Source organism: Bifidobacterium pongonis (assembly GCF_019331805.1).
GTDB lineage: Bacteria > Actinomycetota > Actinomycetes > Actinomycetales > Bifidobacteriaceae > Bifidobacterium > Bifidobacterium pongonis.
This window is the reverse complement of the sequence record NZ_JAHBBE010000001.1, coordinates 16,874-42,326: the sequence shown is the minus strand read 5'-3', so window position 1 is coordinate 42,326 and position 25,453 is coordinate 16,874. Positions and strand designations below refer to the sequence as shown.

At 61.9% G+C, this 25,453-nt stretch carries 15 protein-coding genes and 1 tRNA gene; 3 read left to right on the top strand and 13 right to left on the bottom strand.

Going from position 1 to position 25,453, the window contains the following annotated elements; all coding sequences use genetic code 11:
• Positions 1–128 precede the first annotated feature (128 nt).
• The 10 genes from KIH75_RS00135 to ftsY all read right to left on the bottom strand — a co-directional run bounded on the left by KIH75_RS00135 (position 129) and on the right by ftsY (position 18,149).
• Positions 129–6,683 (bottom strand): Spy0128 family protein, encoded by a 6,555-nt coding sequence (locus tag KIH75_RS00135; RefSeq protein ID WP_236027929.1) that lies wholly within the window; start codon positions 6,681–6,683, stop codon positions 129–131.
• A gap of 272 nt (positions 6,684–6,955) precedes the next feature.
• Positions 6,956–8,635, bottom strand: a complete 1,680-nt coding sequence (locus KIH75_RS00130; protein ID WP_338024253.1) for an ABC1 kinase family protein — start codon at positions 8,633–8,635, stop codon at positions 6,956–6,958.
• A gap of 32 nt (positions 8,636–8,667) precedes the next feature.
• Positions 8,668–8,910 carry a phasin family protein gene (locus KIH75_RS00125; protein WP_219054917.1) on the bottom strand — a complete coding sequence of 81 codons (243 nt, stop codon included), beginning with the start codon at positions 8,908–8,910 and terminating at the stop codon, positions 8,668–8,670.
• A gap of 114 nt (positions 8,911–9,024) precedes the next feature.
• Positions 9,025–9,774 (bottom strand): type 1 glutamine amidotransferase, encoded by a 750-nt coding sequence (locus KIH75_RS00120; protein WP_219054916.1) that lies wholly within the window; start codon positions 9,772–9,774, stop codon positions 9,025–9,027.
• Positions 9,771–11,168 carry a Mur ligase family protein gene (locus tag KIH75_RS00115; protein ID WP_219054915.1) on the bottom strand — a complete coding sequence of 466 codons (1,398 nt, stop codon included), beginning with the start codon at positions 11,166–11,168 and terminating at the stop codon, positions 9,771–9,773. The genes KIH75_RS00120 and KIH75_RS00115 overlap by 4 nt, the downstream gene beginning before the upstream one ends.
• 4 nt (positions 11,169–11,172) lie before the next feature.
• Positions 11,173–12,627, bottom strand: a complete 1,455-nt coding sequence (dnaB, locus tag KIH75_RS00110; protein ID WP_236027928.1) for a replicative DNA helicase — start codon at positions 12,625–12,627, stop codon at positions 11,173–11,175.
• Positions 12,628–12,984: 357 nt separating this feature from the next.
• On the bottom strand, positions 12,985–14,811 hold the full coding sequence (locus KIH75_RS00105; RefSeq protein WP_219054914.1) for a [protein-PII] uridylyltransferase family protein: 1,827 nt from the start codon (positions 14,809–14,811) through the stop codon (positions 12,985–12,987).
• A 179-nt stretch (positions 14,812–14,990) separates the two neighbouring features.
• Entirely contained in the window at positions 14,991–15,329 is a 339-nt protein-coding gene (locus KIH75_RS00100) for a P-II family nitrogen regulator (RefSeq protein ID WP_219054913.1), read from the bottom strand.
• 1 nt (position 15,330) lies between these two features.
• Complete coding sequence (locus tag KIH75_RS00095; RefSeq protein WP_219054912.1) at positions 15,331–16,617, bottom strand: ammonium transporter; 1,287 nt, start codon at positions 16,615–16,617, stop codon at positions 15,331–15,333.
• Between the two features lie 215 nt (positions 16,618–16,832).
• Positions 16,833–18,149: a signal recognition particle-docking protein FtsY gene (gene ftsY / locus KIH75_RS00090; RefSeq protein ID WP_219054911.1), complete on the bottom strand. Its 1,317-nt coding sequence runs from the start codon at positions 18,147–18,149 to the stop codon at positions 16,833–16,835.
• A 136-nt stretch (positions 18,150–18,285) separates the two neighbouring features.
• On the opposite strand from ftsY, the gene KIH75_RS00085 reads away from it, so the two are divergent.
• Together KIH75_RS00085 and KIH75_RS00080 are read left to right on the top strand one after the other, a co-directional pair.
• Positions 18,286–19,080, top strand: a complete 795-nt coding sequence (locus tag KIH75_RS00085; RefSeq protein WP_219054972.1) for a TetR/AcrR family transcriptional regulator — start codon at positions 18,286–18,288, stop codon at positions 19,078–19,080.
• Positions 19,081–19,117: 37 nt separating this feature from the next.
• The gene (locus tag KIH75_RS00080) at positions 19,118–20,152 is read left to right on the top strand and encodes a glycosyltransferase family 2 protein (RefSeq protein WP_219054910.1); all 1,035 of its coding nucleotides are present in this window, start codon (positions 19,118–19,120) and stop codon (positions 20,150–20,152) included.
• A 389-nt stretch (positions 20,153–20,541) separates the two neighbouring features.
• On the opposite strand, the gene KIH75_RS00075 is transcribed toward KIH75_RS00080, so the two are convergent.
• The 3 genes from KIH75_RS00075 to KIH75_RS00065 all read right to left on the bottom strand — a co-directional run bounded on the left by KIH75_RS00075 (position 20,542) and on the right by KIH75_RS00065 (position 24,518).
• On the bottom strand, positions 20,542–21,168 hold the full coding sequence (locus KIH75_RS00075) for a response regulator transcription factor (RefSeq protein WP_219054909.1): 627 nt from the start codon (positions 21,166–21,168) through the stop codon (positions 20,542–20,544).
• A gap of 15 nt (positions 21,169–21,183) precedes the next feature.
• The gene (locus KIH75_RS00070; RefSeq protein WP_219054908.1) at positions 21,184–22,488 is read right to left on the bottom strand and encodes a sensor histidine kinase; all 1,305 of its coding nucleotides are present in this window, start codon (positions 22,486–22,488) and stop codon (positions 21,184–21,186) included.
• 533 nt (positions 22,489–23,021) lie between these two features.
• On the bottom strand, positions 23,022–24,518 hold the full coding sequence (locus KIH75_RS00065; protein ID WP_219054907.1) for a C69 family dipeptidase: 1,497 nt from the start codon (positions 24,516–24,518) through the stop codon (positions 23,022–23,024).
• 226 nt (positions 24,519–24,744) lie between these two features.
• Between KIH75_RS00065 and KIH75_RS00060 the strand changes: the two genes are divergently transcribed.
• A tRNA-Lys gene (locus tag KIH75_RS00060) sits at positions 24,745–24,817 on the top strand.
• The last annotated feature ends 636 nt before the right edge of the window (positions 24,818–25,453 follow it).

Genomic DNA, 25,453 nt, shown 5'->3' with positions numbered 1-25,453 from the left:
GGCGCTTTCATGGTTCGGCGCATTACACGTCAAACGGCGGTTCACTCCACATGGAAGGAACCGCCGTTTTGTTTCCGCAAGCCGAGCCGGGCAAGCCGAACCCGCAAGCCGAACCGGGCAAACCGCCTCTACTTTCGGCTTCTGCCCACCTCATACCCGCGCCGACGCGCAGCCTCGGCGTAATGCCGGTACGCGCCGTAGGAGATCAGCGACACCGCCGCCAATGCCAATCCGCCCAGCAGTATGCCGCGCATGGTCGTTCCGCCGGTGAACGGCAGTTCCTGCACGGCCACCCTGTTGACGAACGCCGCACCGTCGAAGGTCTTATACCCCGGCGTGCTGGCACGCACCGACAGCACGCCCTTCTCCTGGTCTTCGGTCACCACGAATCGCACGTACCGCACGCGCGAATCGTAGATGATGTCCGCGATGTCGACGGTCTTCTCCCTCACCTCGTACACGTAGGTGCCGGTTTTCGAGAAGGTGAACGATCCGAACGTCACCACGCCGTAGATGCCGTCCACCAACGTCGATCCGCCGCGCACCGAAACCTCATCCGAGGATGGGACGGGCAGCACCGCGAGCGTCGTGGCGTTCGCGGTGCAGCCGATCGTGCCGCCGTCGATGGTGAAGTTCAGCGTGTTCGCGGAAGTCTCCGTACTGTAGTTGCACCTCCTGGCCGTGAACGTGAACGTCGTGCTTGCATTCCACTGCCGCCCGATGAGCTGCTTGTACAGCGGCGACGAAGCCTTGATGGAGGCCGGGGACAGCACTTCGTAGGTGTTGGCGAAGCCGAACACCCAACCCGTCAGTCGGTCGGTTTTCGTTTCGCCGTCGACGACGCCCGCGGTCGCGGTCGGACTGCCTTGGGTGTAGTCGCGGAACTTCGCGTCATTGCCATCCTTCTTCAACGCCTTCGTCACGGTGTACATGGTGCCGTCACCGTTGTCATACACAGTGACTTCGGCCATGTACTGCGTCTGTTTGAACCAGACGTTGTCGATGCGCACATCGCCCTTATTATCACCGCTGGGGATGGGATTGTCGGACACATCGTCGGGCGTCGTATTCGTCGAACCGTCGATGGTGTGCCGCGGCAGCTCCTTGATGATGAACCGGTATGTTTTGCCTGCGTCGGTCTGGTTGAACACCAGACCATGTTCGGTGCCGTCCGTATCGATGGAACCGGCGAGCTTGCCGACCATGAGATCGGTCGCCTTGCCTTGGTTCTCGGGGCCTTGGCCCTTCGATTCCGTGGCATTGGTGGTGGCCGCATTGCTGAATTCACGGTCCTTGACGAGACTGCCGCCCGAAATACGCTGTTTCGATTCGTCATCGGCGCCTTCGATGGTGAAGGTGAATTCGCCGGCGCGAAGATTGCGTGTGGTGCCTGCGTTCTTGTTCAACAGCATTTTCTGCACGTCGAAACCGGTGTATGCCAGACGCGCCTGATAACCGTTGGTGAACGCCGCCGCATCGGTGGCGTTCCGGTCGCTCTCCGTGGTCGCCCGCGCATTGTCGTACACCGTGGTGACCTGCAGTTCGCCGCAATGCTTGCCGTTCGCATCCAAATCGCTGACCGTGAAGGTGACGGTGGCCCGATGCGTGTCGTAGTCGATGTAGCCCAGATCGCCTTTGGTTTCCGCGATGGTGAACGTATACGTTCCGGCACGGTTGAATCGCAATGTGTCGAAGGCCTTCGTGATCGACGTGCCGGCCGCCGAACCGGTGGTGCCGTCCGTGACCTTCGCCTCCATCGACTTGCCGTCCGCCAGGCAGCCCTCAGCAGTGTCCGTGCAGTCCACGTCGCCGTCCGCAATGGCCTGACGGGTCGCATCATCCGCGGCCGACAGCGTGAAATCGAACGAGAACCTGGACCAGTCGTGGCCGGTCAGCGTCTTGCGCACCTGCGGCTGTGCCGTCACCGAATCCGCCGTATACGAGTTCGTGAAGTTCAACGGCGTGCCGTTATCGGAAGCCGTCACCTTGGTCAGGGTCGCCGTCGGCAACTCGGACAAATCGGCGCAATCGGCCTTGTAATACGTCACGTCGGCGTCCACTACCGTCGTGCCCGTCGTAGCGCCCGCTGTAGCGCCCGTATCGGTTCGCGTGCTCACCGTCACCGCGGCCACGTACACGGTGGAATCGTACTTCACCGGATCGTTGTCGCCCTGACTGGAACTGTCGGCGGCCGTATGCCGTTTCTCGGAAATCGCATAGAAATACGTTTTGTTCGCATTCCCTGCCTCGAAGGCGATGCTCGGGAACGTACCGGCGTAGTTCGCGTCGAATGCGGCGTCCACCGAAGTCAGCGACGTACCGCCGCTCTGCTGGGGCATCGGCGCACAGGACGTGGATGCGGCATCCGAACCGCATGTCACGCTGCCGGTTGCAGCGAGCACACCCGCCATACTCACTGTATCGCCCAACGTCACATTGGCCGTCTGCGCACTCGCCACGGGCTTGAGCGTGGAGGCGAACATGCCAGCCTGGTAGGCGTAGCCGTTCTCCGTGTAGGTTTTATGCGTTTTGAAGCTCACGTACCGCGGATCGGTGCTGAACGTGTTCGTGAATTCCGCAGGATTGCCCTTCGCGTCCACGGCGGTGCCATTCGCGGCGAAACCGGCGTCGTTGCGCGTCTGTTTGACGCTGACCCCGGTGACCACAAGCTTGCCGTCCTGCACTGCGACGGTCACGGCGACCTCGTAGACCGCATTGGAATAGCTGAAATACTGCTGGTACAGGCTCTTGTCCGCGGCGGTCGGCGTGTATTCGGTGAGCCGGTAGGTGTAGGTTCCCGGCTTGCTGTAGGTGATCGTGCCGAAGGTCATGTCACGGCTGGCAGCCGTACCCGTCACGCTCTGCCCGGTGGTCGAGTTCAGCACCTTGTCCATGACGGCGTCGCCGGTCGCGCTATCCGTGCCGGTCGAGCAGACCGCAGTATCGGTGATGCCGTCGCAGCCGGGCATGGGCGCATCGTTGTCGCTTTCCAGATGGAAGCGGAACGCAAAATCGTCGTTCCATGCGGTGCCGCTCACGGTTTTGCGCACGGTGATGAAGTCGCTGGCCTGCAGGTCGGTCGTCATGCCGCCGTACTGGTTGGAGAACACCGCTTTTTGGGTGCCGCCGGCGCGTGTGATCGTGCCGGTGTCGCCGGTCGCGCCGATCTGTTTGAATCCTTCGGGCACGGGCGCATCTCTGGCATCGGTCGGCTCGCTGACCGCATAGGAGACGCCGTCCGTGATGTTGGCGATGCTCAACGTCTCATTGTTCCGCAACGTGATGGTCGCAGTGGTCGCGCAGCGTTCCTCGTCGGTAGCAGTGGATTCGCTGGTGACTGTGGCGGTGCACAGCTTGAGTTCGCCTTGCGCACCGGTGCCGCTGGCCGCGATGCCGTCAAGCTTCATGACCACGCTTCTCGTCGTACCGTCGCTTCCACCGGTGATGGAACCGTGATAGTAGAAGGTTGTGCCGTCCTGCTTCAAGGCGTTCTCATCGGCACCCTTCAGCACGACCTTGAAGGGGAACTGCTGGTCGTCGAGCGCGGACACGGTTTTGCCGTCCACAGTTTTTGTCGGCCCTTCGTACCCTTCCGCGACGCTCGCCTTCTTGGTGATCGTGAGGCTGGGCTTGCGCTTGTCGGTCACGCGCACGATGGTCGCGCCGGTGAACAGGTGCGCCAAATCGGAATCCTTGAGCGAGAATTTCACGCCCATACCGCCCAGATCGTCGTCAAGGTTCTGTTTCACGCCGAGCCATGTCCAACCGGTGGTGTTGGCGAAACCGTTGTCGGTCATGTTGCTTTCGTCGGCCAGCCAGTAGCCGCCGACGCTCTTGCCTTCCTTATCCTGCTTGAGCTTCCAGGTGACCTTGACGGATTTGCTGGTGGTCTCCCACTTGCGATCGGTCACGCACTGCTCGGTTTCGCAGCGTTTCTGCGTCACGATGAGATCCGACAGCGTGCGGTTGACGTCACGGTTCGAGGCGAACTGGTACAGCGACTGGTTCAGCGTGCCGACGTGCGTCACCGTGGATATGCCGTCATCCTCCGTGCCCGCGTCGGCGTAGATGCCGTCGTCGGTGATGAGCACTTTGGCCAGCGTGCCGTTGGTCTCGTAGCCGGCCGGGGCTTTCATCTCCTTGATGTAGTACGTGCCGTTGTCGAACGTCACACCGTTGGCTTTCATGCCGAACATGCACGAACCGTCCATGGGGAACGGGTAGTCCGTGTCCTTCGTCGTGCAGGTCTGCATGGGTTCCGCGTCCGATTTGAGCGTCACGGTACCGTCCTGCGCCTTGTCCGTCTGACTTTCCGCGTAGATGCCGAAGGTCGCGCCTTCAACGGGATTGCCGTCCTCGTCGACTTTCTGCACGATCGGCGCGTTGCGCACGTCGGTGACGGCGATCTGCACACCGTGCTGGCGGATGAACTGGTCGCCGTATTTCGAACCGGCCACCGAGGCGAGACGCACGGTGTTATCGCCGTTCATGTCTTCCGTGCGGTCCGCGGTCGTGTAATACACGGCCACGGTGTGCAGCGCGTTGTACCGTTCATCCGGTTTCACCATGTTGTAGTACGTGAAGATGTCGCCGGGCAGGTTGTCGATCGAAGCGGAGTATTTGCCCTCCGAATTCTTGGTGAAGAAGTGGAAGTAGCTGGTAGTGCCGGCCGCATCCGATTTGGCGAGGTCGGCCACCTGGCTGAGGGTATCCACGCTCTCCTTGGAGAGTTCCCAACCTTTGAGCGCGCTGCCGGACACCGCATACCATGAGTCGGTCGCGGGAGTGCCGTTTTCCGTCTTGTCGCGTTGCAGGATGACCGCGAAGGCGCGACCGCCCTTGTCGAGGTCGATCGGCGTCTCGTCCTGGTATCTGGTCGCCTTGTAGACCGTGCTGCCGCTGTTCACCGTCAGGGTTTCGCGCGGCACCGACCATGCGCCGCTATCCCATTTGCCTTGCTCCTCGTTGCACAGCAGCAGGCCGTTGCCCGTGGCGCCTTCCTGGTAGCGCAATCGCACGTCGGCGGAGACACGGTACCCTGGTGGGGCGCTGACTTCCTTGAGTACGTAATGCGTCACGCCGTCGCCGTCGCGGGCGAGCGAGGAAAAGTTGAGCGGGGTGTCCGTGTCGAGGTCCTTGAACACGTACGAACCGTTCTCGTCGGTCACACCTTCGCTCAGCAGATCGCTGTCGGTGTAACTGTAGTCGCTTTTGGCCGCGTACAGCCTGAATCTGGCTCCGGGCACGCGATTGCCCTGCTGATCCACTTTCACCAGGTTGTTGTCGGGAAGCGTGGCGAGGTTGAATTTGAGTTTCAGGTTCGAGTTGCCGCCGCCGCGTTCCAGGTAGAAGAAGTCCAGGGTGTGCGAGGTGCCGTCTGCGAAGGTGTCACCGGAGAATTCGAATTTCTGGTATTCCTCGGAATCCTCGCCGTAGGCGTCGGCGAAGGCCTGCCTGATGGTCGTGGTGGTCGAGTCGAATACGTAGTCCTTGTACTGTTCAAGGATCCACGAAGGGTAGTTGGCGCCGTTCGACACCGTGACCTTGCCGGATTGGAAGTCGATGCTCAACTGCAGTCGGTCGTGCAGGCCACTGACGTCGCCCACGAGCACGCCGTCGATGAACACCCACACATCGTCGTCGCCGGAGAAATCGAAGGTCATTGGCTCGTCGTTCACCGTGCCGCCGTTCGGCTGGATGAAGTAGGCCTGCGAATGCATGCCGAAATAGTGGTTGAGGCTGCTGACGCCGTCCGAAAGCGTGGATCGCGAATTCACCTTCGAGCTGAGCGTGCCGCTGGTGGTGTTGACTCTGAACACCTGATCGGCGGTGTTGAAGGGGAAGAACTGGCCGCTCTGCTGGTCATGTCCGCCGCTTGTCGTCGTCACCGCAGAGGTGTCGTACAACGTGATCTTGTTGGTCGCGGTGTTGAGCGAGGCGAAGTTCTTCTGGGAATCGTAGACGTAGTAGCCGTTTTCCAGCTGCAGCAGACCGTTGACGTCCCGGTATGCCTTCTTGTAGTCCGCGGATTCGGTGTTTCTCGGGTCGAACAGGTAGGCCAGGGATTCGTCGCCTTTGGTGGTGGGTGTCCCGCCGTTGCTGCGCCATTTGCCGGACTTATTGTTTTTGGCGAGCGTCGGGTATCCGTCCGTCAGTGTCCGGTTGACGATGCCGAGCGTCTTGGTCCAATCGGGATAGTCGCTCTTCCAGTATGTCTTCCAGGAATCGCTCCACGGGCCGCCGTAATTGACTTTGTATGTCTCTTTGCTTGTGTTGGATATGGTTCTGACGTAGGTCGGATCGCCGGTCCATTTGTTGATGTAGCTGCCGTCGCTGTCGCCGAAACCGTTGTAGGTGAATTTGAGCGGATGATCCTTATTGATGCCGGCGTTCTCCTGATCGGAGACGTCGGTGTTGTCGTTGGCGTTCTGCGTGGTTATCCAATAATCGAACAAATCGGTGGACACCGACGACGGATTGACATCGTTTGCAACGATGTGTTGCACGTACGGATCGGAGGTGCCGCTATCCGCGGCGTTCGCGGAGGTCGCCGGTGTAATCAGGGAGCACATCATCGTCGCCAATGCGACAATGACGGCGATCGGGCGTGCGCCCGCCTTACCTACCGTGCCGGTTCCCTTCGCGTGACGATGGTTCCGAACCGGACGCCAGGGGAACATCATGATCCTTTCGACATGCTGCAACGTTCCATCAGACACGGGAATACGCGACGACCCATTTCTCGGAATGGAAATTGACGGGCCGTCGAATCGACAACAGCAGAATAGCACAAGGGAAAACATCCCCCGAACCATGCCATCGTTCTCACGCCGAACATGCGGCAAACCAAGTCATATCAAGGCCTGCCGCGCCCTTCCGCACACCCCCGCGCGACACCGCAATCAGCCGCGAGCGAACAAGGCGATGGCGAAGCCGGGACGGCGTGCCGCCGAAGCTAGCGTTTCTTCTTGCGCCCCTTGATGAGAATGTCGAGCACGATCCAGCAACCCAACGTGAATGCCACGATGTACCCCATGAAACCGACGATCGGAATGCCGAATACCACCGGTTTGATACCCGCGTAGTACACGATGGACGAGCCGATGAACAAGCCGACCACGATAAGCGCCATCGTCAGCCTGTTCACCATATCCGACAGCTGCTGGAACGGCTCCTCCGAGCCGACGAGTTCCATGTTCACCCTCAACTGGCCGCGGGTGAGCATGCGCGTGGCGTGCTTCACCTCGGTCAGCGCCGCCATCGCGTCGTGCAACGCCTGCCGGCTTTCGATGGCCAACGATTTCGCCTCGTTCTTCACCATCGCCTCGGGGCTTTGCGAGGAGGCGATATGCGCGGAGATGATCTGGATCATATTGACGTTGGGGATGAACTCGTCAAGCAACCCTTCCAGCGTGACCAGCGCACGACCGACCGTGGTGATGCTGCTGGGGATCTCGATGCCGTGGCGCGTCGCAAGCTGGGTGAGCGATGCGAGGAACGCCGCGATGTCCAATTCCGCCAAGTCGACCGTGCCGAACTCCTGCACGACCATATCGAGGTCGGCAAGCAGCGACGGGTAATCCTCGCCCTCCGGGCTGGCGACGGCGAAACGCAGCAGACTGTCCGCCAAGGCGGGCGAATCCTGCTTGGCGACGGCGAAGATCATATCCCTGAGCACGTTGCGGGTGCGCTGATCCAAACGCCCGGTCATGCCAAGGTCGATGAGCACGATCTGCCCGCCGCGCACGATGATGTTGCCCGGATGCGGATCCGCGTGGAAGAAGCCCTCATCCAGGATCTGCGTGGCATAGTTGTCGACCAGCTTGGTGCCGATCTCCTTGAGGTCGTACCCGGCGGCGATCAGCTGGCCGGGGTGTGAGACGGAAATGCCGTCGACGTAATCCATCACGACCACATGCTCGGTGCACAGCTCCGGGTAAGGGGCCGGGCAATCCATGTACTTGTAGGGCTTCGAGAATTTCTTGAACGCGGCGAGATTACGCGCCTCGACCAGCGAATCGGTTTCCGCCTCGAAGGTGTCCCACAGCTCCTCGACCACACCCTTGAAATCGATGATCTGCGTGTCGGGGAACAGCTTCGCCGCCACCTTGGCCAGCGAGCGCATGATCGACACGTCCTGCGCCATGGTTTCGCGCACGCCGGGGCGCTGCACTTTGACTGCCACATCCTCGCCGGTGATGAGCGTGGCGCGGTGCACCTGGGCCAGCGACGCCGAACCCAACGGCTTGGGGTCGATGCGCGAGAAGATCTCCTCGATGGGTCTGCCGTATTCCCGCGACAGCGTATCGACCACGGTCTGGTAGGGCATGGGGTCGGCGTCGGCGCGCAGTTTGGACAGTTCGTCGCAGAATGATTGCGGCAGCATTTCGGAACGCATCGACAGGATCTGGCCTACTTTCACGAACGTGGGGCCGAGCGCTTCGAACATGAGGCGCATTTTGACCGGTGTCAGGCCGTGGAAGATGTCGAACTGCTTGGCGATGCGGACGATTTCCTTCAGCCGCTTCGCCTTGCCGCGCCGCGTGAGATGGTAGCGCTCGGAGAAGCTGTCTCGGCGCAAACCGAACAGCGAGAAGGTTTCCCCTTCCCGCTGCACGGCTCGCTCAAGATCCACCGTGGAATCGGTGGGCTGGGATGCGGAATCGCTCACTCGGACTTCTCGTCCTCGTCCTTGGTCGCCGCTTCGGCGGTGGCCTTCGCGTCGTCGACGGCTTCGGTCACCTTGCGCTTGAGCTCGGTGTTCAACGCCTTGCCCTGCTCGACGGTGAGCTCGCCCTTCTTGACGAGTTCGTCCACGATTTCGCTGCTCTTCTCGTACGTGGTGGCCAGGGCGCCGATGCCCGCCAGCACGATCTTGCGCAGGCCGTCGCCCAGATTGAGATCAGCCATGATGCCCTCCTTGTATCGCTTATCGCAGGATGCGGCGGGGTACCGCATCGCTATTCCCTAGACTACCGCACGAGTCGCGCGGAAGCTCTGAACAAACGCCGGGCGCTGTCAGGGTCAGCGCGGCCTGGAGGCGGCGACCTCGCGGGCTTTCGCGCAGTATTCGTCGAGCCGCGCGAGTTCGGCGCGCCCTTCCTCCGACTGTTCCGACAGGTCGAAGGAGCCGTAACGGCGTTCCACTGCGGTGCGGATGAGGAAGTCGCTGATCGCCGGGTTCTTCGGCAGCAGCGAGCCGTGCATGTACGTGCCGATCACGTTGCGCACGCGCGCGCCTTCGGTGCCGTCCTCGCCGTTGTTGCCCAGGCCTTCGCCGACCTTGCCCAACGGTTTCACGCCTTCGCGCAGGAAGGTCTGGCCGGAATGGTTCTCGTAGCCGATGATGTCGCCGAAATCCTCGGAATGTTCGACCAGGTTGCCGATGCGTCGCACGTCGCTGCCCACGGTGTATGCGCCGATTGCGCCGATGCCGTCGAGTTTCGTGCCGTCCACGGTTTCGAAATATTCGCCGAACAGCTGGTACAGGCCGCAGATCATGAGCATCGGCACGCCGTCGTCGACGAGCCCGCGCAGCAGGTCGGCGCGTTCGAACAGGTCGTCGATGATCTTCTTCTGACCGGTGTCCTGACCGCCGCCGCCGAGGATCATGTCGACCTGTTCGGGCCATTCGTCGCCCTGGTTGATGCAATGCACGCGCGGCTCGTAGCCGTACAGGCCGAGCCTTCGCGTGATGGTGAGCACGTTGCCCGTGTCGCCGTAGATGTTCATGTCCTTCGGATAGAGGGACACGACGTCGATTCGTTTGCTCATCTGCCCACCCCCGCATCGGAGACTTCGGTGATTCGTCCGAGCACGGCACGCGCCTTGAGCATGGCGGTGTACGTGCAGTACATGTGCTTCGGTTTGCCGGGGTTCGCGGTCACGAATGCGGTGACGGCCTGGTCGAAATCGGTATCGACCTTCCCCACCGGCACGCCTTCATAGCCCAAACGCAGCGCCATATCCCACGCACGCACGCCGGACACGGTGGCGACGCCGGTTTCGCGCAGCGACGTGAAGTCCACGTCCCACAGCCAGCTCATGTCGCGCCCGTCGGCGTATTCGTCGTTGATGGCGATCATGGTGTCGCAGCCTTGCGGCGCGAAGGAGGCGAGCGAAAGACGGAAGCCCATCGGGTTCTTGACCAGCAGCAGTTCCACCGGGGAGCCGTTGACGTCGATCACCTCGCCGCGGCCGAACGCCGGGGTCACTTCGGATACCGCCTTGATGAGCGAATCCGCATCGCTGCGCATCTTCGATTCCGGCACATCGGCGGCCACCGCGCGCACGAGGGACAGCGCCGCCGCGGCGTTGTACAGGTTGTACACGCCTTCCAATTTGACGTCCGTATCGTGGTTGCGCCCGTCCATAAGGAAGGTGGCGGCGTGGTCGCGCACCTCCACGAGGGTCACGTCGGCGCAGTGTTCGGCGGTTGGCGCCGCCGCGGACGCGGCCGTCGCAGCCGTGCCGGACGCAGTCGCAGCCGTACCGTTCACGCCGTTTTCGGCGTTCCCGGCCCCGCCGTTGCGCACGGCCTCCACGGCCGCCGCGTTCATCTCGTCGTCGGTCGGGAAATAATGCTTGAGCGCCGCCGCCAGGCCGAAATAGCGCACGGACGTGCCATGCGGCACCTTCTCCGCGAGCGCGGCGATGCGCGGATCCTCGCGGTTGAGCACCACGGTTCCGGTGGTGGCTTCGGCCACATGCCCGAGCAGTCTGGCGGTGTTGTCGATTTCGCCGAAACGGTCGAGCTGGTCACGCATCACGTTGAGCAGCAGACTGTACTTGGGGCGCACCTGCTTGACGAAATGGACCGCGTAGGCCTCGTCGAGTTCCAATACCGCGATGTCGGCGTCGAGTTTGCCGGTGAGGCTGACTTCGGTGAGCAGCGCGGAAACCACGCCGCGCGTGAAGTTCGACCCGGTGGGGTTGGTGAAGACGCGCAATCCCAGATCGCTCAGCATGGAGGCGACCATGCGCGTGGTGGTGGTCTTGCCGTTCGTGCCGGAGACCAGCACCACACCGTACGGCAGTTGCGCGAGCGTGCGGGCGAGGAATCCGGGGTCGATGCGTTCGACCACCTTGCCCGGCAGCGCACTGCCGCCGTGTCGTGTCAGACGTGCGAGATGGCGCACGCCTCGTCCTATGGCTACCGTTGCGAACATCGCATCACACTCCCTGCGCGTAATCCTGCGGCATGTCCTTGAACTTCGAAGTCGCACCGAGGAATGCCAGGTGGAAGGTTTCGGTCGGACCGTTACGGTGCTTGGCCATGATGATGTCGGCCTCGCCCGGGCGGTCCTCCTTATCGTAGAAGTCGGGCCTGTGCACCAGGAACACCACGTCGGCGTCCTGTTCGATCGAGCCGGATTCACGCAGATCGGACAGCTGCGGTTTCTTGTCGTTGCGCATTTCCGGGCCACGGTTCAGCTGGCTCAGCGCCACAACCGGCACTTCAAGCTCCTTGGCGAGCAGCTTGAGCGCACGGGAGAAGTCGGAGACCTCCTGCTGGCGGCTTTCCACCTGCTTGCCGGACGACATGAGCTGCAGGTAGTCGATCACGACGAGTTTGAGGTCGTTGGTCTGCTTGAGTCGGCGGCATTTCGCGCGGATTTCCATCAGCGACATGTTCGGCGAATCGTCGATGAACAGCGGGGCGTCGTCGAGTTTCGACCAGAAGTTGTTGAGCGTGGCCCAACGGTCGGAGGTGATCTCGTCGGCGCGGCGCAATGCGCCCAGGGGGATGTCGGTTTCGGCGGAGATGATGCGCTGCGCGAGTTCCACCTTGCTCATTTCCAAGCTGAACACGATGGTGGTCATGTGGTGGTGGAGCGCGGCGGAACGGGCGAAATCGATGCCGAGCGTGGACTTGCCCATGGCGGGTCGGCCGGCGACGACGACCATCTGGCCGGGCTGCAGGCCTTGGGTGAGGTCGTCGATGTCACGGAATCCGGTCGGCACGCCCTTGTTGACCAGGCCCTGCTGCAGCTGGTCGATCTGGTCGAGCGCGTCGTGCACCACCGGTCCGATGGCCGTATAGTCCTGGCGCACCTTGCCCACGGACATTTCGTAGACCTCGGATTGCGCGAGATTGACGACGTCTTCGGCCTGCGAGCCTTCGGCGGAGTAGCCGAGCTGCGCGATCTTGGTGCCCGCGGCGATCACGTTGCGCAGAATGGCGCGCTGGTGCACGATTTCGGCGTAGTACGTGGCGTTGGCCGCGGTGGGCACGGAGGCGACGAGCGAATGCAGGTAGTCGACGCCGCCGACCTTGTCGAGGTCGCCGTGCTTGAGCAGTTCGTTGGCGACGAGCACGGCATCCACCGGCTGCGACGCGGAGAACAGGTTGATGATGGACTCGTAGATGGTCTGGTGCTTGGGCTGGTAGAAGTCGGTGACCTCGATCATCTGGCTGACTTCGCCGATGGCGTCCTTGCTCATCAGCATGCCGCCGAGCACGGCCATCTCCGCATCGTCGTCATGCGGGGGCACGCGGTCGAACAGCGCGTCCCTCACCGGGCTGCCCGTCCTGCCGGGCACGTAATTGCCGCCGCGGTCGTCGAATCTGCGCGTACCGCCGCTTGCGTTGTCGTGAACGTCGTCTTCCCAAGGTTCCTGAGCCATGATTCCCCAGTATAGGAGAGGTGCCCGAGCTGCTTGCGGGGCGTTGGGATGGGTGCACGTTGCGTGTACGGAATCGAACACCGATCGTGTGCGAAAGTGAACGGGGGTTGAACGGGGTTCGACGTGTTCGCAACACGCGCGGGGAGCCAATGTGGATAGAAAAATGAGTTATCCACATTTCGGGGATAACTGTGTGGATAACGTCTTACGTTATCCACATATTGGGGATAACTTTGTGGACAACATGAGGATAACTTTTCCACCGCGGATGACCGGGTTGCGCAACCGGCGGATTCATGGTAGAACGATCGACGCTCGCCTGAAACCGCCATTTTCCAACGGTTTCAGACGTTCCGTTCACATGTGGTAGCGTGCGGCCGCATACATGTTGCGCACCAAGGTCTCCCGCCATCTGCTCCAACCGTACTGTTTGCTTATGGTTTCGCCCGCCGTCGCGCCCAACGAGGAACCGTCGGCGCGTGTGAGGTCGAACAGCATATCCAACAGGATCGGGTCATGGTCGACGCACGTCGCCAGATCGTCGCCCACCGTCGGATCGTTCGGGTTCTTCCCCGTGGCGAAATCGGACAGCGTCAGATGCTCGCGCACCAGCAACGTCACCCACCACACCGTCTCCTCGCTGTACCCCATACGTTTGAGAATCGCATTGGCGTGACGTGCGCCCTCGGCCGCATGGTCGGCGACGCCCGGACGTTTGCCGATATCGTGCAGAATGCCGGCCAGAAGCAGCGCGTGATACCGTTCGTCGCTGTATGGCACGCCGCTCGGCGACATGCGCCCCAGCCGGGAAACCACTTCGACCATATGCCGGTCGATGGTGTACCGGTGCGCCGCCGACGCACTCGGACGGTTGCGCACGCCCAGCCATTCGGGAATCCAACGGCCCGGAATATCCACGAAATCAAGCTCCTCCCAGACGGTGAGCAGCGAATCGGAACAGGCGAGCAGCCGCACGAACAGTTCACGCGATTCGCTATCCCACACGCTGTCGCGGATCGGGCAACGGCGCAGATTATTCAAGGTTCCCGGCGCGATGGGCAGCCCGGACTCCGCCGCCGCGACGGCAACACGCAAGGCGAGGGTCGCGCTGGCTGCAGGGTCCACGCCGGGGGCGAGCACAACCTCGCCCTCATGCTTGGCGATACCGGGGGCGAGCAGTTCGAATTTCGGTGCCTCACGCTTGCCGTGCGAGCGCGGTTTGGCCAACTGGAAGAAAGCGAAACGCGGTTTCTCATGCGTGAGCGAATGGCCCGCACGGGAGGCGGTGGCGTCAAGGGAGAACGCGATGCTGCGGCCAAGCCGGGCCAGCAGCGTCTGCAGATCGTCGATGGATTTCGCCTCGCGCTCCCCCTCCGGCAGGGTCGGGTCGGCCAAGCCGAGCATCGCGGCGACATCGGCCTGGTACGGGGCGAGCAAACGGTTCGCATCCTTGCCCGCGACCAGATGAATGCAATCACGCACGTCGAGCAGACGTTCGACGGCATCGTCGTACCGCCCGTGCGGGCGATCCGCCAGCCATGAGGCCGCGAGCGCCGACACCAGCACCGAATCGCGCAAACCGCCGCGCGCCTCCTTGATGTCGGGCTGATTGAGGTATTCCATGCGGCCGAATTCATCCAACCGGCTTTTCGCGGAGTCAAGCAGTTCGGGCAACCTTCTGCGTGCCGCCTTGCGCCAGCGTTCCAGAATCGACAGGGCCGTGGTGCGGATGAGCTCCGTATCCCCCGCGACCGGCACCACGTCAAGCCAGCCCATCGCGGCGGGCAGATCATGGTCGGTGACCGCCTCGCACTGCGCGCGCGTACGCACCGACTGGTCCAGATCAAGCCCCGAATCCCACAACGGGTACCACAGTTTGTTCGCCAACGCGTTCAATTGCTGGTCGTTCAGCGCCTTGGCATCGTAGATGAGCACCAGGTCGAGATCCGAGCACGGGCCCACCTGGCCACGCGCCAACGATCCCACCGCGCCCAAACCCACGCCCGTCTTCGGCACGTCGAACTCCACCGCCTCGCACGCCTCATCCCACAGGTCACGCAGGCACGCCATCGCCAGATCGGTTCTGGCCTTGCGTTTCGCCGCCCCATCGCGGTATACGCCGTCCCCATCGGCGCGGCTCATCTCCATGAACCGCCGTTTCAACCCGTCAACCGCCGAAGTCATCGCCCATCATCCCTTTCTTTCCACTTCCATGTGCGCGTCGTGCGCGATCGGCGACCCTGCGCAACCCGCAGCCTCGCAATCCGCAGCCTCGCAATCCGCTCCGAGTACACGAATCCCCGCATGGAGACCGGCTCACATGCGGGGATTCATATCATTTCGAAGCGTTCGCGAATCGCGGATCAGATCGCGGCGGAACCGGTTTCACCGGTACGCACGCGGGTCACGGAATCCAGCGGAGCGACCCAGACCTTGCCGTCACCGATCGTGCCGGTGCCCGCGGCCTTGACGATCACGCTGACCAGCGTCTCCGCATCGGCGTCGTCGGACAGCACCTCGACGCGGATCTTCGGAATCAGATCGACGGTGTATTCGGCGCCACGGTAGATCTCGGTGTGGCCGCGCTGACGACCATACCCGTTGGCCTCCGAAACGGTCAGGCCGTGCACGCCCGCCGCCGCAAGGGCTTCCTTGACTTCATCGAGTTTATGCGGCTGGATGATAGCGGTGATGAGCTTCATCTCACCTCACCTCCTTGAGAACGGAGCTGGCAGTACCAGCGAAATCATATGCGCGTTCGCCCTGATCGGCGAGATCGATACCGCCGACCTCCTGGGCTTCGGTGACGCGCCAACCGATGGTCTTCTCCAGTGCGAAGGCGATGATGCCGGTGATCACGGCGGACCAGATGATGGCCACGAGCGCAACGAGCAGCTGCACGACCAGCTGACGCCAATCGCCGCCGGCCAGCAGACCGGTGCCCTCACCGAAGAAGCCGATGAGAATGGTGCCGGTGAAACCGCCCACGCCATGCACGCCGACCACATCAAGGGAATCATCGTAACCAAGCTTGAACTTCAAACCGCAAGCCAGGCAGGTGAGCACACCGGCGATCGCGCCGAGCACCACAGCCCACAGCGGGGAAACCACGTCGGCGGCCGGAGTGATGGCGACCAGACCGGCGACGATACCGGAAGCCGCGCCCATGGCGGTGTAATGGCCGGTACGAATCTTCTCGGTGAAGCCCCAGGAAAGCATTGCGGCAGCAGTGGCGGCGGAAGTGGACACCCAAGCGTAGCCCGCGGTGCCATTGGCGGCGAACGCGGAACCGGCGTTGAAGCCGAACCAGCCGAACCACAGCAGGAAGGCGCCAAGCATGACGAACGGAACATTGTGCGGGCGGAACGGCTGCGTGCCGAAGCCCTTACGCTTGCCGATGATCAGCACGATGATCAAAGCGGCGACAGCGGCGTTGATATGGACGACCGTACCACCTGCGAAATCATGCGCCTGCGCACCGATAGCCTGGGAGATCGCGCCATCCGCGCTCAGCAGACCGCCGTTCCACACCATGTGGGCGAGCGGCGCGTAATCGAACGTAACCCACAGCGCCACGAAAATCATCCAAGTGCTGTACTTCACACGTTCCGCGATGGCACCGCAGATCAGCGCGACGGTGATCATGGCGAACGCGGCCTGGAACGCCACGTCGATGCTCACCGGGTACTTGTTGTCGTTCAAACCGGTGGAGGTGAACACACCGTCCTTGGCGATCATGGAATCCTTCAGCAGGAAACCGCTGGCAGGGTCGCCGAAGATACCTCCGATGGACTTGCCGGCGTACGCGATCGACCAACCCCAGAACACCCAGATCACCATGGTGACGGACAGCGCCGCAGCCTCCATGATCATCATGTTCAGAACGGCCTTCGCGCGAACCATGCCTCCGTAGAAGAACGCCACACCCGGCGTCATGAGGAAAACCAGGGACGCGGAAGTCAATATCCATGCGGCATTTCCGGTATCCATGTCTACCTCCCTCTCTTATCGTCTTGCCCTTGCGAAAAGGGACTTTCTCAATTATTCGGCCCTTGCGGGGCTCACAGTTGAGTAGTGAACGCCGCGCGCGTTTTCTTCAAGTTACGGCAGGTTACACATGTGTTAAACATGTAAAAACCGTGTTATGAACAAACGCGCGAGGCCTTGGAAACACTACGTTTCGTTACGATCGCGACGAGCGGCGATCAGTCGAGAATGCCGTCCACGAACCCTTCCGGATCGAACGGGGCGAGATCGTCGGGGCCTTCGCCCAAACCAACCAGCTTCACCGGCACACCCAGCTCCTTCTGTACGGACACCACGATGCCGCCCTTGGCGGAACCGTCAAGCTTGGACAGCACCACGCCCGTGATGCCGATCGCCTCGGCGAACACCTTCGCCTGAGCCATGCCATTCTGGCCTGTGGTGGCGTCGAGCACGAGCAGCACCTCGTCAACCGGCAGATTCTTCTCGGTGACGCGGCGGATCTTACCCAACTCGTCCATCAGATTCGCCTTGTTCTGCAGGCGGCCCGCAGTGTCGATGATGAGCACATCCGCATTATCGGCCTTCGCCTTGGCGCTGGCCTCGAACGCGACGGATGCCGGATCGGCGCCATCCTTATCGGAACGCACGACCGGCACGTTCACGCGCGCGCCCCACGTCTCCAACTGATCCGCCGCAGCGGCACGGAACGTATCCGCCGCACCCAGCACGACCTTCCGGCCATCCGCCACGAACAGACGCGCGAGCTTGCCCGCGGTCGTGGTCTTGCCGGTGCCGTTCACGCCCACCATGATGATGACGCTCGGCTTGTTCGCGCCCTCCTTGTCGGCGTTCAGACGGCGGTCCGTATCGCGGCCGACCACATCCAGCAGCTTCTCACGCAGCGCGGCACGCACCTCGGCGGCATCGGCCTTGCCGGTCACGCGCGCATCGGTGCGCAGTTCGCCGACCAGGCGCTCGCTGGCCTCGGCGCCCACGTCGGCGAGCAGCAGCGTGTCTTCGACGTCCTGCCAGTCATCCTCGGAAAGATTGTCTTTGGCGAGAATGTTGAACAGCGCCTTGCCGAAGGGGTTGGCGCTGCCGGCGAGTTTGGCCTTCAGGCGGGTCATGCGGGAGCCGACGGATTCGGGGGCGTCCAGCGCCTGGCCGGTTGCGGCGGGGGCGGGCTGTTCGGGTTCGGAGGCGGGCTGTTCGGGTTCGGACGGTTCCGGAGTCTTCGGAGTCTCCGCCGATTCCACGGGTTTCGCAGGTTCGGACGGCTTCGACGATTCGGAACTTCCGGGCTTGGACCCGGCCCCAGATCCAGATTCCGATTCGGATTCGGATTCGGCAGCAGCCTCGGACGCGGATCCGGACTGCCCGCTTCCAGACGCCGAACCGGCAGCCTGCGCACCGGAACGATCCAACGCCTTATCCAAATCCTTCTTGCGGGACTTCTGCATCCACACACTGACGGCGATCAAAGCGACCACCACAATAACAATGCCTACGACGGCAAGAATCATATTCATATCCATAACGTCCCAGTCTACCGATGGCGCACCCGGCACGCCCTCCCCCACGGCAATCCCACACATCGGCGGAACGGAACCGCGCCATGCCGCCCTTTTCCAGTGGCCGTGAAAAACTAGGCATATGGCCAATACTTCACGAATGTCGTCCCTGCAGCGCCGCGAACAACTCATCCAAGTGGCCCGTTCGCTCTTCGCCGCCAAAGGATTCGAAGCCGTGAGCGTCGAGGAGATCGCCGCCCATGCGAAGGTCTCCAAACCGATCGTTTACGAGCATTTCGGCGGCAAAGAAGGCATTTATGCGGTGATCGTGGACCGCGAGATGCGCGCGTTGACATCCGTGCTCATCGAATCGCTTTCCGATCCGACCGCGCACCCGCGCCAGATCGTGGAACGCGCGGCCATGGCCCTGCTCACCTACATCGAACAGAACGCCGAAGGCTTCCAAGTACTGGTCCGCGACTCGCCGACCACCGACCCCTCCGGATCGTTCAGCTCCCTGTTGGGCGACATCTCGCTGCGCGTCGAAGACCTGCTGACCGCGACCTTCAAACGCCAGAAGCTCTCCCCCAAAGGCGTGCCCTACTATGCGCAGATGCTGGTGGGCATGACCGTGTTCACCGGGCAGTATTGGGCCGCGCACCCGAAAGTCAGCAAGGAGCAGATGGCCGCCTACCTCGTCGACCTGGCGTGGCACGGGCTGAGCCGGCTCGACTCCAAGCCGAAACTGCTGTTCGAGGACGCGAAGTCGCGCAGGAAGAACAAGGACGGCAAGGGCGGCGACGGGCATGACGGGCGCGAAAAGCAGGATGACGACCGCAACGAGAACCGAAAAAATGACCGAAAAGGTGATGAGGATGCGCAAGTCCCTTCCACACAGGTAGATACAGTGCTACCGTGTGAATCTGACAATGAGCAGGATGACCGAACGGCCTGACCGAACCTGACCCACGGGGTTGAAGAGGATATACGTTATGACGAAAACGTCGAAAACGCTGAGCTTTGTGATTCCTTCATACAACATGGAGGCCTATCTCGACCGCTGCGTGAACTCGCTGCTGTCCGCGCGCAAAACCGACGACATCGAAATCCTGATCGTCGACGACGGGTCCAAGGACGGCACCCTCGCCTACGCGCAGAAGCTGGAACGCAACAATCCCGGCATCGTACGCGCCATCCATCAGGACAACAAAGGCCACGGCGGCGCGGTGAACACCGGCATCGCCGCGGCAACCGGCATGTATGTGAAGGTCGTGGACGCCGACGACTGGGTGGGGCCCGAATCGCTCGAAGCGGTGATGGCCGCGCTGCGCGAGGAAGCCGAACGCGACGACCCCATCGACATGCTGGTGACGAACTACGTTTACGACAAAATCGAAAAACGCCACAAGCACGTGGTGAACTTCCGCCACGCCATGAAGCCCGGCAAGCGCCTCACTTGGGACGATCTGGGGCATTTCGGCCTCGCCGAATACATCCTCATGCACGCGCTGATCTTCCGCACCGACGTGGTGCGCGCGTCCGGCATGCAGCTGCCCGAGCACACGTTCTACGTCGACTTCATCTACGCCTACCAGCCGTTCCCGTGGGTGAAGACGCTGAAATACCTGGATACGCCGTTCTACCATTACTACATCGGGCGCGAAGGGCAGAGCGTGCAGACCGACGTGATGATCAGGCGCGTGGACCAGTTGCGGCTGGTGAACCAGCGCATGGTGGAGGCGACGCCGGAACGCGGCACGGTGCCGGACGGGCTGTACCGCTACATGATCCACTTCCTCTCCATCGAGAGCTCGGTGGCCAGCGTGTTCATGATCCTGTCGAAGGACCCGGAGAACTACGCCAAGAAGGACCAGATGTGGGCGGATATCAAGGCCCACTCCCCCTCGATTTACGCGGATGTGCGCAAGAAGGCGATGTCGCGCGCGCTGAACCTGCGCGGGTCGGTCGGGCGGTTCATTATCCGCAACGGCTATCTGGTGGCCGAAAAGGTGGTTGGCTTCAACTGATCGGCGGCTTGGGCGGCGTTTGGGCGTTGGTTGGGCGGTTTGGGCGGTTTGGGCGCTCCAAACCAACCCCCGGCCACAGCTTTGTCGTTTTTTGCGGTTCCGGTGGCTTGTACGACTCTCAGGTAGCCCTTTGCTAGCCGTTACTACGGTCGGCGAAGGGCTACTTCGCTTATGTATGGCAGATTTGGCCCCTTCACAGCAACTAGGTGGCTTATCTATGGCACGTCGAGCGCGAAACCCCGAGTACTGGCGTTGGAATTCCAGCGCTCGTACTCGGGGTTTCGGCCTTTCGGTGCCATATATAAGCCACCTAGCAAAAATCAAACCCCTGAATCTGCCATATATAGGCGAAGTAGCGGCATCCCCCTACACAAAAACGGTCCCAGCCGTCACAGCAGGCGTTCGCGCACGCAGATGCGAATCGCCTCGGCCCGACTGTGCACCCCCATTTTCCTGTAGGCGTTGTTCACATGCGTCTTCACCGTTCCCTCCGACATGTGCATCAGTCGCGCGGTCGCGGCGGTGGTGCGTCCACGCAGATACTCCCGCAACACCGCGGTTTCGGTTTCGGTCAGCATCATCCGCGTGAACGTCCACGAATGTTCACGCCACTGTTCCAAATCGGCGCGCCCGGCCACATGCGCCATAACCTGCACATACTCCTGCAGAGAGGCCTCCTTGCGCAAGATGCACGACATGCCGGACGCAGCCCCGCGATTTTCGCCATCATCGATGCGGAAAGCCGTAAGCCCCACAACATGCGTCCCCGGATGAGCGTCGCGCATACGGCGGGACAGTTCGAACCCATCCATTCCGGGCATCATCACATCCGTCAGCAGCACTTCGGGAACCAAATCGGGCGACTCGCACAACGATAGGGCTTCCGGCCCATCGCAAACGCTCCACAGCACATGAACCGGGGAGGGAACGTCCTCGAACATCGCGTGCAGTGCCTTCACCACCAGGGAATCGTTGTCGACTATTCCCGCGGTGATGAATTCCCGATTACCGCCCATGATTCGCTATTCCCCTCACTCCTGCACGCCGTGCTCCGCAATTCGCGGCATTTCCGCGTTTCCCTCGAACGGTATGGTGATGCACACGCTCCACTCTCCGTTCTCCTGAGCGCATTCCAACGATCCGCCCGCAGCCTCGATCTCCTTGCGCAGCAACGCCAGCCCGCATCCCGAAGTGAATGCGGAAGGCACCTCGCCTGTTGCATCAGCCGGATTATCGAACGAGCCATCGACCCGCTTATCGACCGGATTGGAGGAGTACACGTTCACATGGTCGCCGCACACTTCCACCTCCAAAGCGTAGGCGCCGGGAACGCCGTATTTCAGCATGTTCGCGCCCAATTCGCGGACACTCGCCTCGACCAGTCGCACGCATTCCGCACCCGGGCACCGGCAATCCCCGCTGGAATCCCCGATGGAATCCCCGCTGATGTGAACCGCACCATGCCACCCTTGGCTCTCCAATCGCCGGGTCAACTCGTCGAGTGTGGGGGCGAGCGCCGCGGACAGGCTTTCCGCAGGCGTACGCCCGTCATGTTCCACAGTGGCAATACTCCCCGTTTCGACGCCAGCTGCGCCCAACGCCGAACGCTCCGGAATGATGACCTCCCGGCGTACCTGCGCAAGACTGCGCTCCAGAATCCCCTTGACCTCACCAACCTCCGCGCAAACCGCATCGTTACCGGCATTATGCGACATGATCGCCCGGCAGTGCAGGACGGCGTACACCAGATTATTCGCCAAAGAATCATGCAGCACATGCAGAACGCGCAAACGGTGCGCATATTGCTCGGACCGTTCCTTGGCGGCCGCCTTGTCGCTCTCCGTTGCGATCATCGTTCCGACCAAAGCACCGATGCACCACCACATCGCGCAGCCCTGAACCGAAGGGGCAACGGAAAGGACCAACTCGTTACCGGCGATGGCGCCAACGCACCCTGGTATGCAGCCGATGACCAGCACTGCCCCGGCCAGTTTCAGCGACCTCCAGTGGTCACCCAACACCACCATCGCCAACCAGATGGGAGCCGAATTCAGCCAGTTGATATCCGGCCCGGCATAAGGCACCACCACGCATGCCGCGCAGCATACGGCGACGGCGAGGGCGCACCATTGCGGGGCAAAAGGCAATGCGACGAGCAAAATCACGAGCACCGGCAACGGCCAGCCCGCCGGAATGGACGCCAGCAACGCATGCACGCTACCTCCCGACCACACGGCGATCAGCCACACCGCGCATAGCCACGACACCACGCAATACGCCCAACGCCGCCGCAAGAAATTGCGTAGTTCAAAACCCGGTTTGACGCTGTTTTTCATGTTGTTCCCCTGTTCGTTGTTGGGCGGTTTGCTTGACAGGACAGCACTGTAAGGCAGCGCGCGCTATGGGCGGGCGGCGCGGACTCATACGAATGGTCAGCGTTTCATCGTGCTTCACCGTGCTTCACCGTGGCACTGTTTGAGCGTGGCAGGGATGCTACTTCGCTTATATGTGGCAGATTTCGGGGTCTGCATTTTGCTAGGTGGCTTATGTATGGCACCGAAAAGCCGAAACCCCGAGTACAAGCGCTGGAATTCCAACGCCCATACTCGGGGTTTCGCGATTTACGTGCCATACATAAGCCACCTGGTTGTCGCGAAGGGGCCGAATCTGCCACAAATAAGCGAAATAGGGGTTCTCACATGCGAAAACCGGACCGACACAATGGTGTGTGGAGCCGCGTCTGCGGCTTCACACACCCCTCCGCGGGGTTCAACATGCCCCGGTTCGCCCCAGTTCGCCCCGGTTCGCCCCAGTTCGCCCCAGTTCGGCTCAGTTCGCCCCAGTTCGGCTCAGTTCGTCCCAGTTCGGCTCAGTTCCAGCGGTCGGACATGGCGAAACCGTTACGCATCAGGTTGCTGGACGTGTACAGCACATCATTGAGCAGCGTGGTGGCATGCTTACGCAGGTATTCCGCCATCTCGGTATTGGAGGCTTCGAGACGCCGACGCACCGCCGCGGCATCACCGGTCGTCTCCCCTCCGAACGCAGCATCCGTGCGCTCCACCAGACGATGCCCGAACACGCGCGCGTTCTCCGCAAACCCTTCGATCGCATTATTGGTCTCATACCAGTGCGCGTCGGCGAGCGCTGCGATCAGACGGTTCGTCCAATACAGGTTGTCGGTGGAAACCTCGGGCGTGGTATCGCGCAGGTAAGCCGGGGTGTCGTTCACGTTCGCGTAGAACGGCGTGGCCGCGGTGAACGGCCCGGAACCGTAGGAGATCCACATGATCGAGCGGCTTTCGGCCGGCGCATACGGGCGAATCTGCATGGCGACCATGTGGCCGGTGCGGTTGATGCCGATCGGGCGGTAACGGTGGCGGCTTTCCGGGGTGCCGAGCGTGCCGTACGGGTCGTAGGGCGTGCCTTCGAAATGGGCGCTCATGAGGAAGTCGACGTCTTCAATGGTGACGGTGTTCTCCGGCACACGGCACCACGGGATGTCGTCGCTGGACGGCGTGTAGCGGGCGGCTGGCGAATCCCAGTCCTCGCTTGGGTTGAGGTGGCGCTGCATGTACCAGGCGCGGGGCGTGTTGTAGATGTGGTCCTTGGTGGTGGCGGTACCGAACACGGTGCGCGGGTTGAACCGGTCGAGGCTGGCGCCGGAGGGGTTGACCGTGCGGCTGAGATGATGTTCGGCTATGAATTCGCGCAGGTCGCTGGAGCACAAGTATTCGCGCTGCTCGCCGAAGGCGTCGTTGCAGTCGAAGTCGTCGATACCGAGCTGGTTGGGGATGGTCGCGTAGCAGTCGTCCGGCACGCGGCGTGCGATCCAGTGGTGCCCGCCGATCGTTTCGACGTACCAGATCTCGTCCACGTCGGAGATGATGACGCCGTTCGCCTCGTACGTACCGTATCGTTCCAGCATTCGGCCGAGACGGCTGACGCCTTCGCGCGCGGTGGCGACGTACGGCAACACCAGGGTGATGATGTCCTCTTCGCCGATGCCGCCGGGCGTACCGTCCTCCTGCAGTTCGACCATGGGGTCAGCGGCAAGTACACGTTCGTTGACGGCGATGGTTTCGGTGGCGCTCATGGCCACATTGTGTTCGTTGACGCCCGCTTCGGCGAGCACGCCGCGGTTGGGCAGCACGTTCGGCACGATGCTGTACCGGCAGGGGTTGTCGGGAAGGTCGATTTCGACGTGGCTCAGCACGCTGCGGTAGTGGCGCGGCTGGTCTTCCGGCGCGACCGCGATGAAACGCTTGGGATCGTAACGGCCCGAACCGGAATCGTCGTCGCGGGCGATGATGGTGGAGCCGTCGTAACTGGCTTTCTTTCCTACGAGAATCGTTGTGCATGACATGCTGCCTTACTGTAGGAGGGTGCGCGGAAGATGGCGGGGGCGGGCGGCGATGTTTTGTGGGGAGGGGCGCGCGGAATGCGGGGCGCACGGACGGATTGCGCGGGATTGGCGCAGGCGGATTGCGCGGGATTGCGGTACGTAGGATGGACGCAGGATGGGCGCGAAACGGATTGACATGCCTGTTTGTGGCGCATCTTCGAGGAATGCTGTATAATAGCCGACTGTTGCCCCTCTAGCTCAACGGTTAGAGCAGCGTCCTTTTAAGTCGTGGGTTGTGGGTTCGAATCCCACGGGGGGCACCGCGAATCCCTCGGAAACATGGTTTCCGAGGGTTTTCTGTATTTGCGAACTATGCCGCCCCCGCTGGGGGGGGGGGATGGAAGTGAAAGCCGGACGCCCCGAGTATCTTGGGGGCCGGCTTTCGCGCTATTTACGCCGAAATCCCGGCAATCCCTCCCCACCGAAATCGGACAAAATCAGGCGGAATTTGTCTGAAAACGGTTGAGGGGTGGGCAAGAGCAGGGGGTAGGCAAGGGTAGGCAGGGAGCGGGCAGGGAGCGGGCAGGGCAGGAGCGGGCGGCAAGGGGAGGATACGGCAACAGAGCTTTACCGAAATCGGACAGAATAGGGCGAAATTTGTCTGAAAACGGTTGAGGGGTGGGCAGCAGAGGAGAACAGCGGCAATGCACGTTACCGAAATCAGACAAAATCAGGCGGAATTCTGTCTGAAAACGGTAAAGAGCGGGCGGCAAGGGGAGGATACGGCAACGGAGCTTTACCGGAATCGGACAGAATAGGGCGGAATTTGTCTGAAAACGGTTGAGGGGGTGGACAAGGGCAAGAGGCAGGCAGGGGTTGATAAGGGAACCTAGGGAAAGACACACGACAGAGCCGACAAGGGAACCTAGGGAAAGACACACGACAGAGCCGACAAG

What these genes read in the sequence shown, in the direction of transcription:
- KIH75_RS00135 (WP_236027929.1), bottom strand. Translation starts at nt 6,683, where the DNA reads ATGATGTTCCCCTGGCGTCCGGTTCGGAACCATCGTCACGCGAAGGGA.
- KIH75_RS00075 (WP_219054909.1), bottom strand. Translation starts at nt 21,168, where the DNA reads ATGGGCGGTAATCGGGAATTCATCACCGCGGGAATAGTCGACAACGAT.
- KIH75_RS00065 (WP_219054907.1), bottom strand. Translation starts at nt 24,518, where the DNA reads ATGTCATGCACAACGATTCTCGTAGGAAAGAAAGCCAGTTACGACGGC.
- KIH75_RS00085 (WP_219054972.1), top strand. Translation starts at nt 18,286, where the DNA reads ATGTCGTCCCTGCAGCGCCGCGAACAACTCATCCAAGTGGCCCGTTCG.
- ftsY (WP_219054911.1), bottom strand. Translation starts at nt 18,149, where the DNA reads ATGGATATGAATATGATTCTTGCCGTCGTAGGCATTGTTATTGTGGTG.
- KIH75_RS00120 (WP_219054916.1), bottom strand. Translation starts at nt 9,774, where the DNA reads ATGAGCAAACGAATCGACGTCGTGTCCCTCTATCCGAAGGACATGAAC.
- KIH75_RS00070 (WP_219054908.1), bottom strand. Translation starts at nt 22,488, where the DNA reads ATGAAAAACAGCGTCAAACCGGGTTTTGAACTACGCAATTTCTTGCGG.
- KIH75_RS00125 (WP_219054917.1), bottom strand. Translation starts at nt 8,910, where the DNA reads ATGGCTGATCTCAATCTGGGCGACGGCCTGCGCAAGATCGTGCTGGCG.
- KIH75_RS00100 (WP_219054913.1), bottom strand. Translation starts at nt 15,329, where the DNA reads ATGAAGCTCATCACCGCTATCATCCAGCCGCATAAACTCGATGAAGTC.
- KIH75_RS00080 (WP_219054910.1), top strand. Translation starts at nt 19,118, where the DNA reads ATGACGAAAACGTCGAAAACGCTGAGCTTTGTGATTCCTTCATACAAC.
- dnaB (WP_236027928.1), bottom strand. Translation starts at nt 12,627, where the DNA reads ATGGCTCAGGAACCTTGGGAAGACGACGTTCACGACAACGCAAGCGGC.
- KIH75_RS00105 (WP_219054914.1), bottom strand. Translation starts at nt 14,811, where the DNA reads ATGACTTCGGCGGTTGACGGGTTGAAACGGCGGTTCATGGAGATGAGC.
- KIH75_RS00115 (WP_219054915.1), bottom strand. Translation starts at nt 11,168, where the DNA reads ATGTTCGCAACGGTAGCCATAGGACGAGGCGTGCGCCATCTCGCACGT.
- KIH75_RS00095 (WP_219054912.1), bottom strand. Translation starts at nt 16,617, where the DNA reads ATGGATACCGGAAATGCCGCATGGATATTGACTTCCGCGTCCCTGGTT.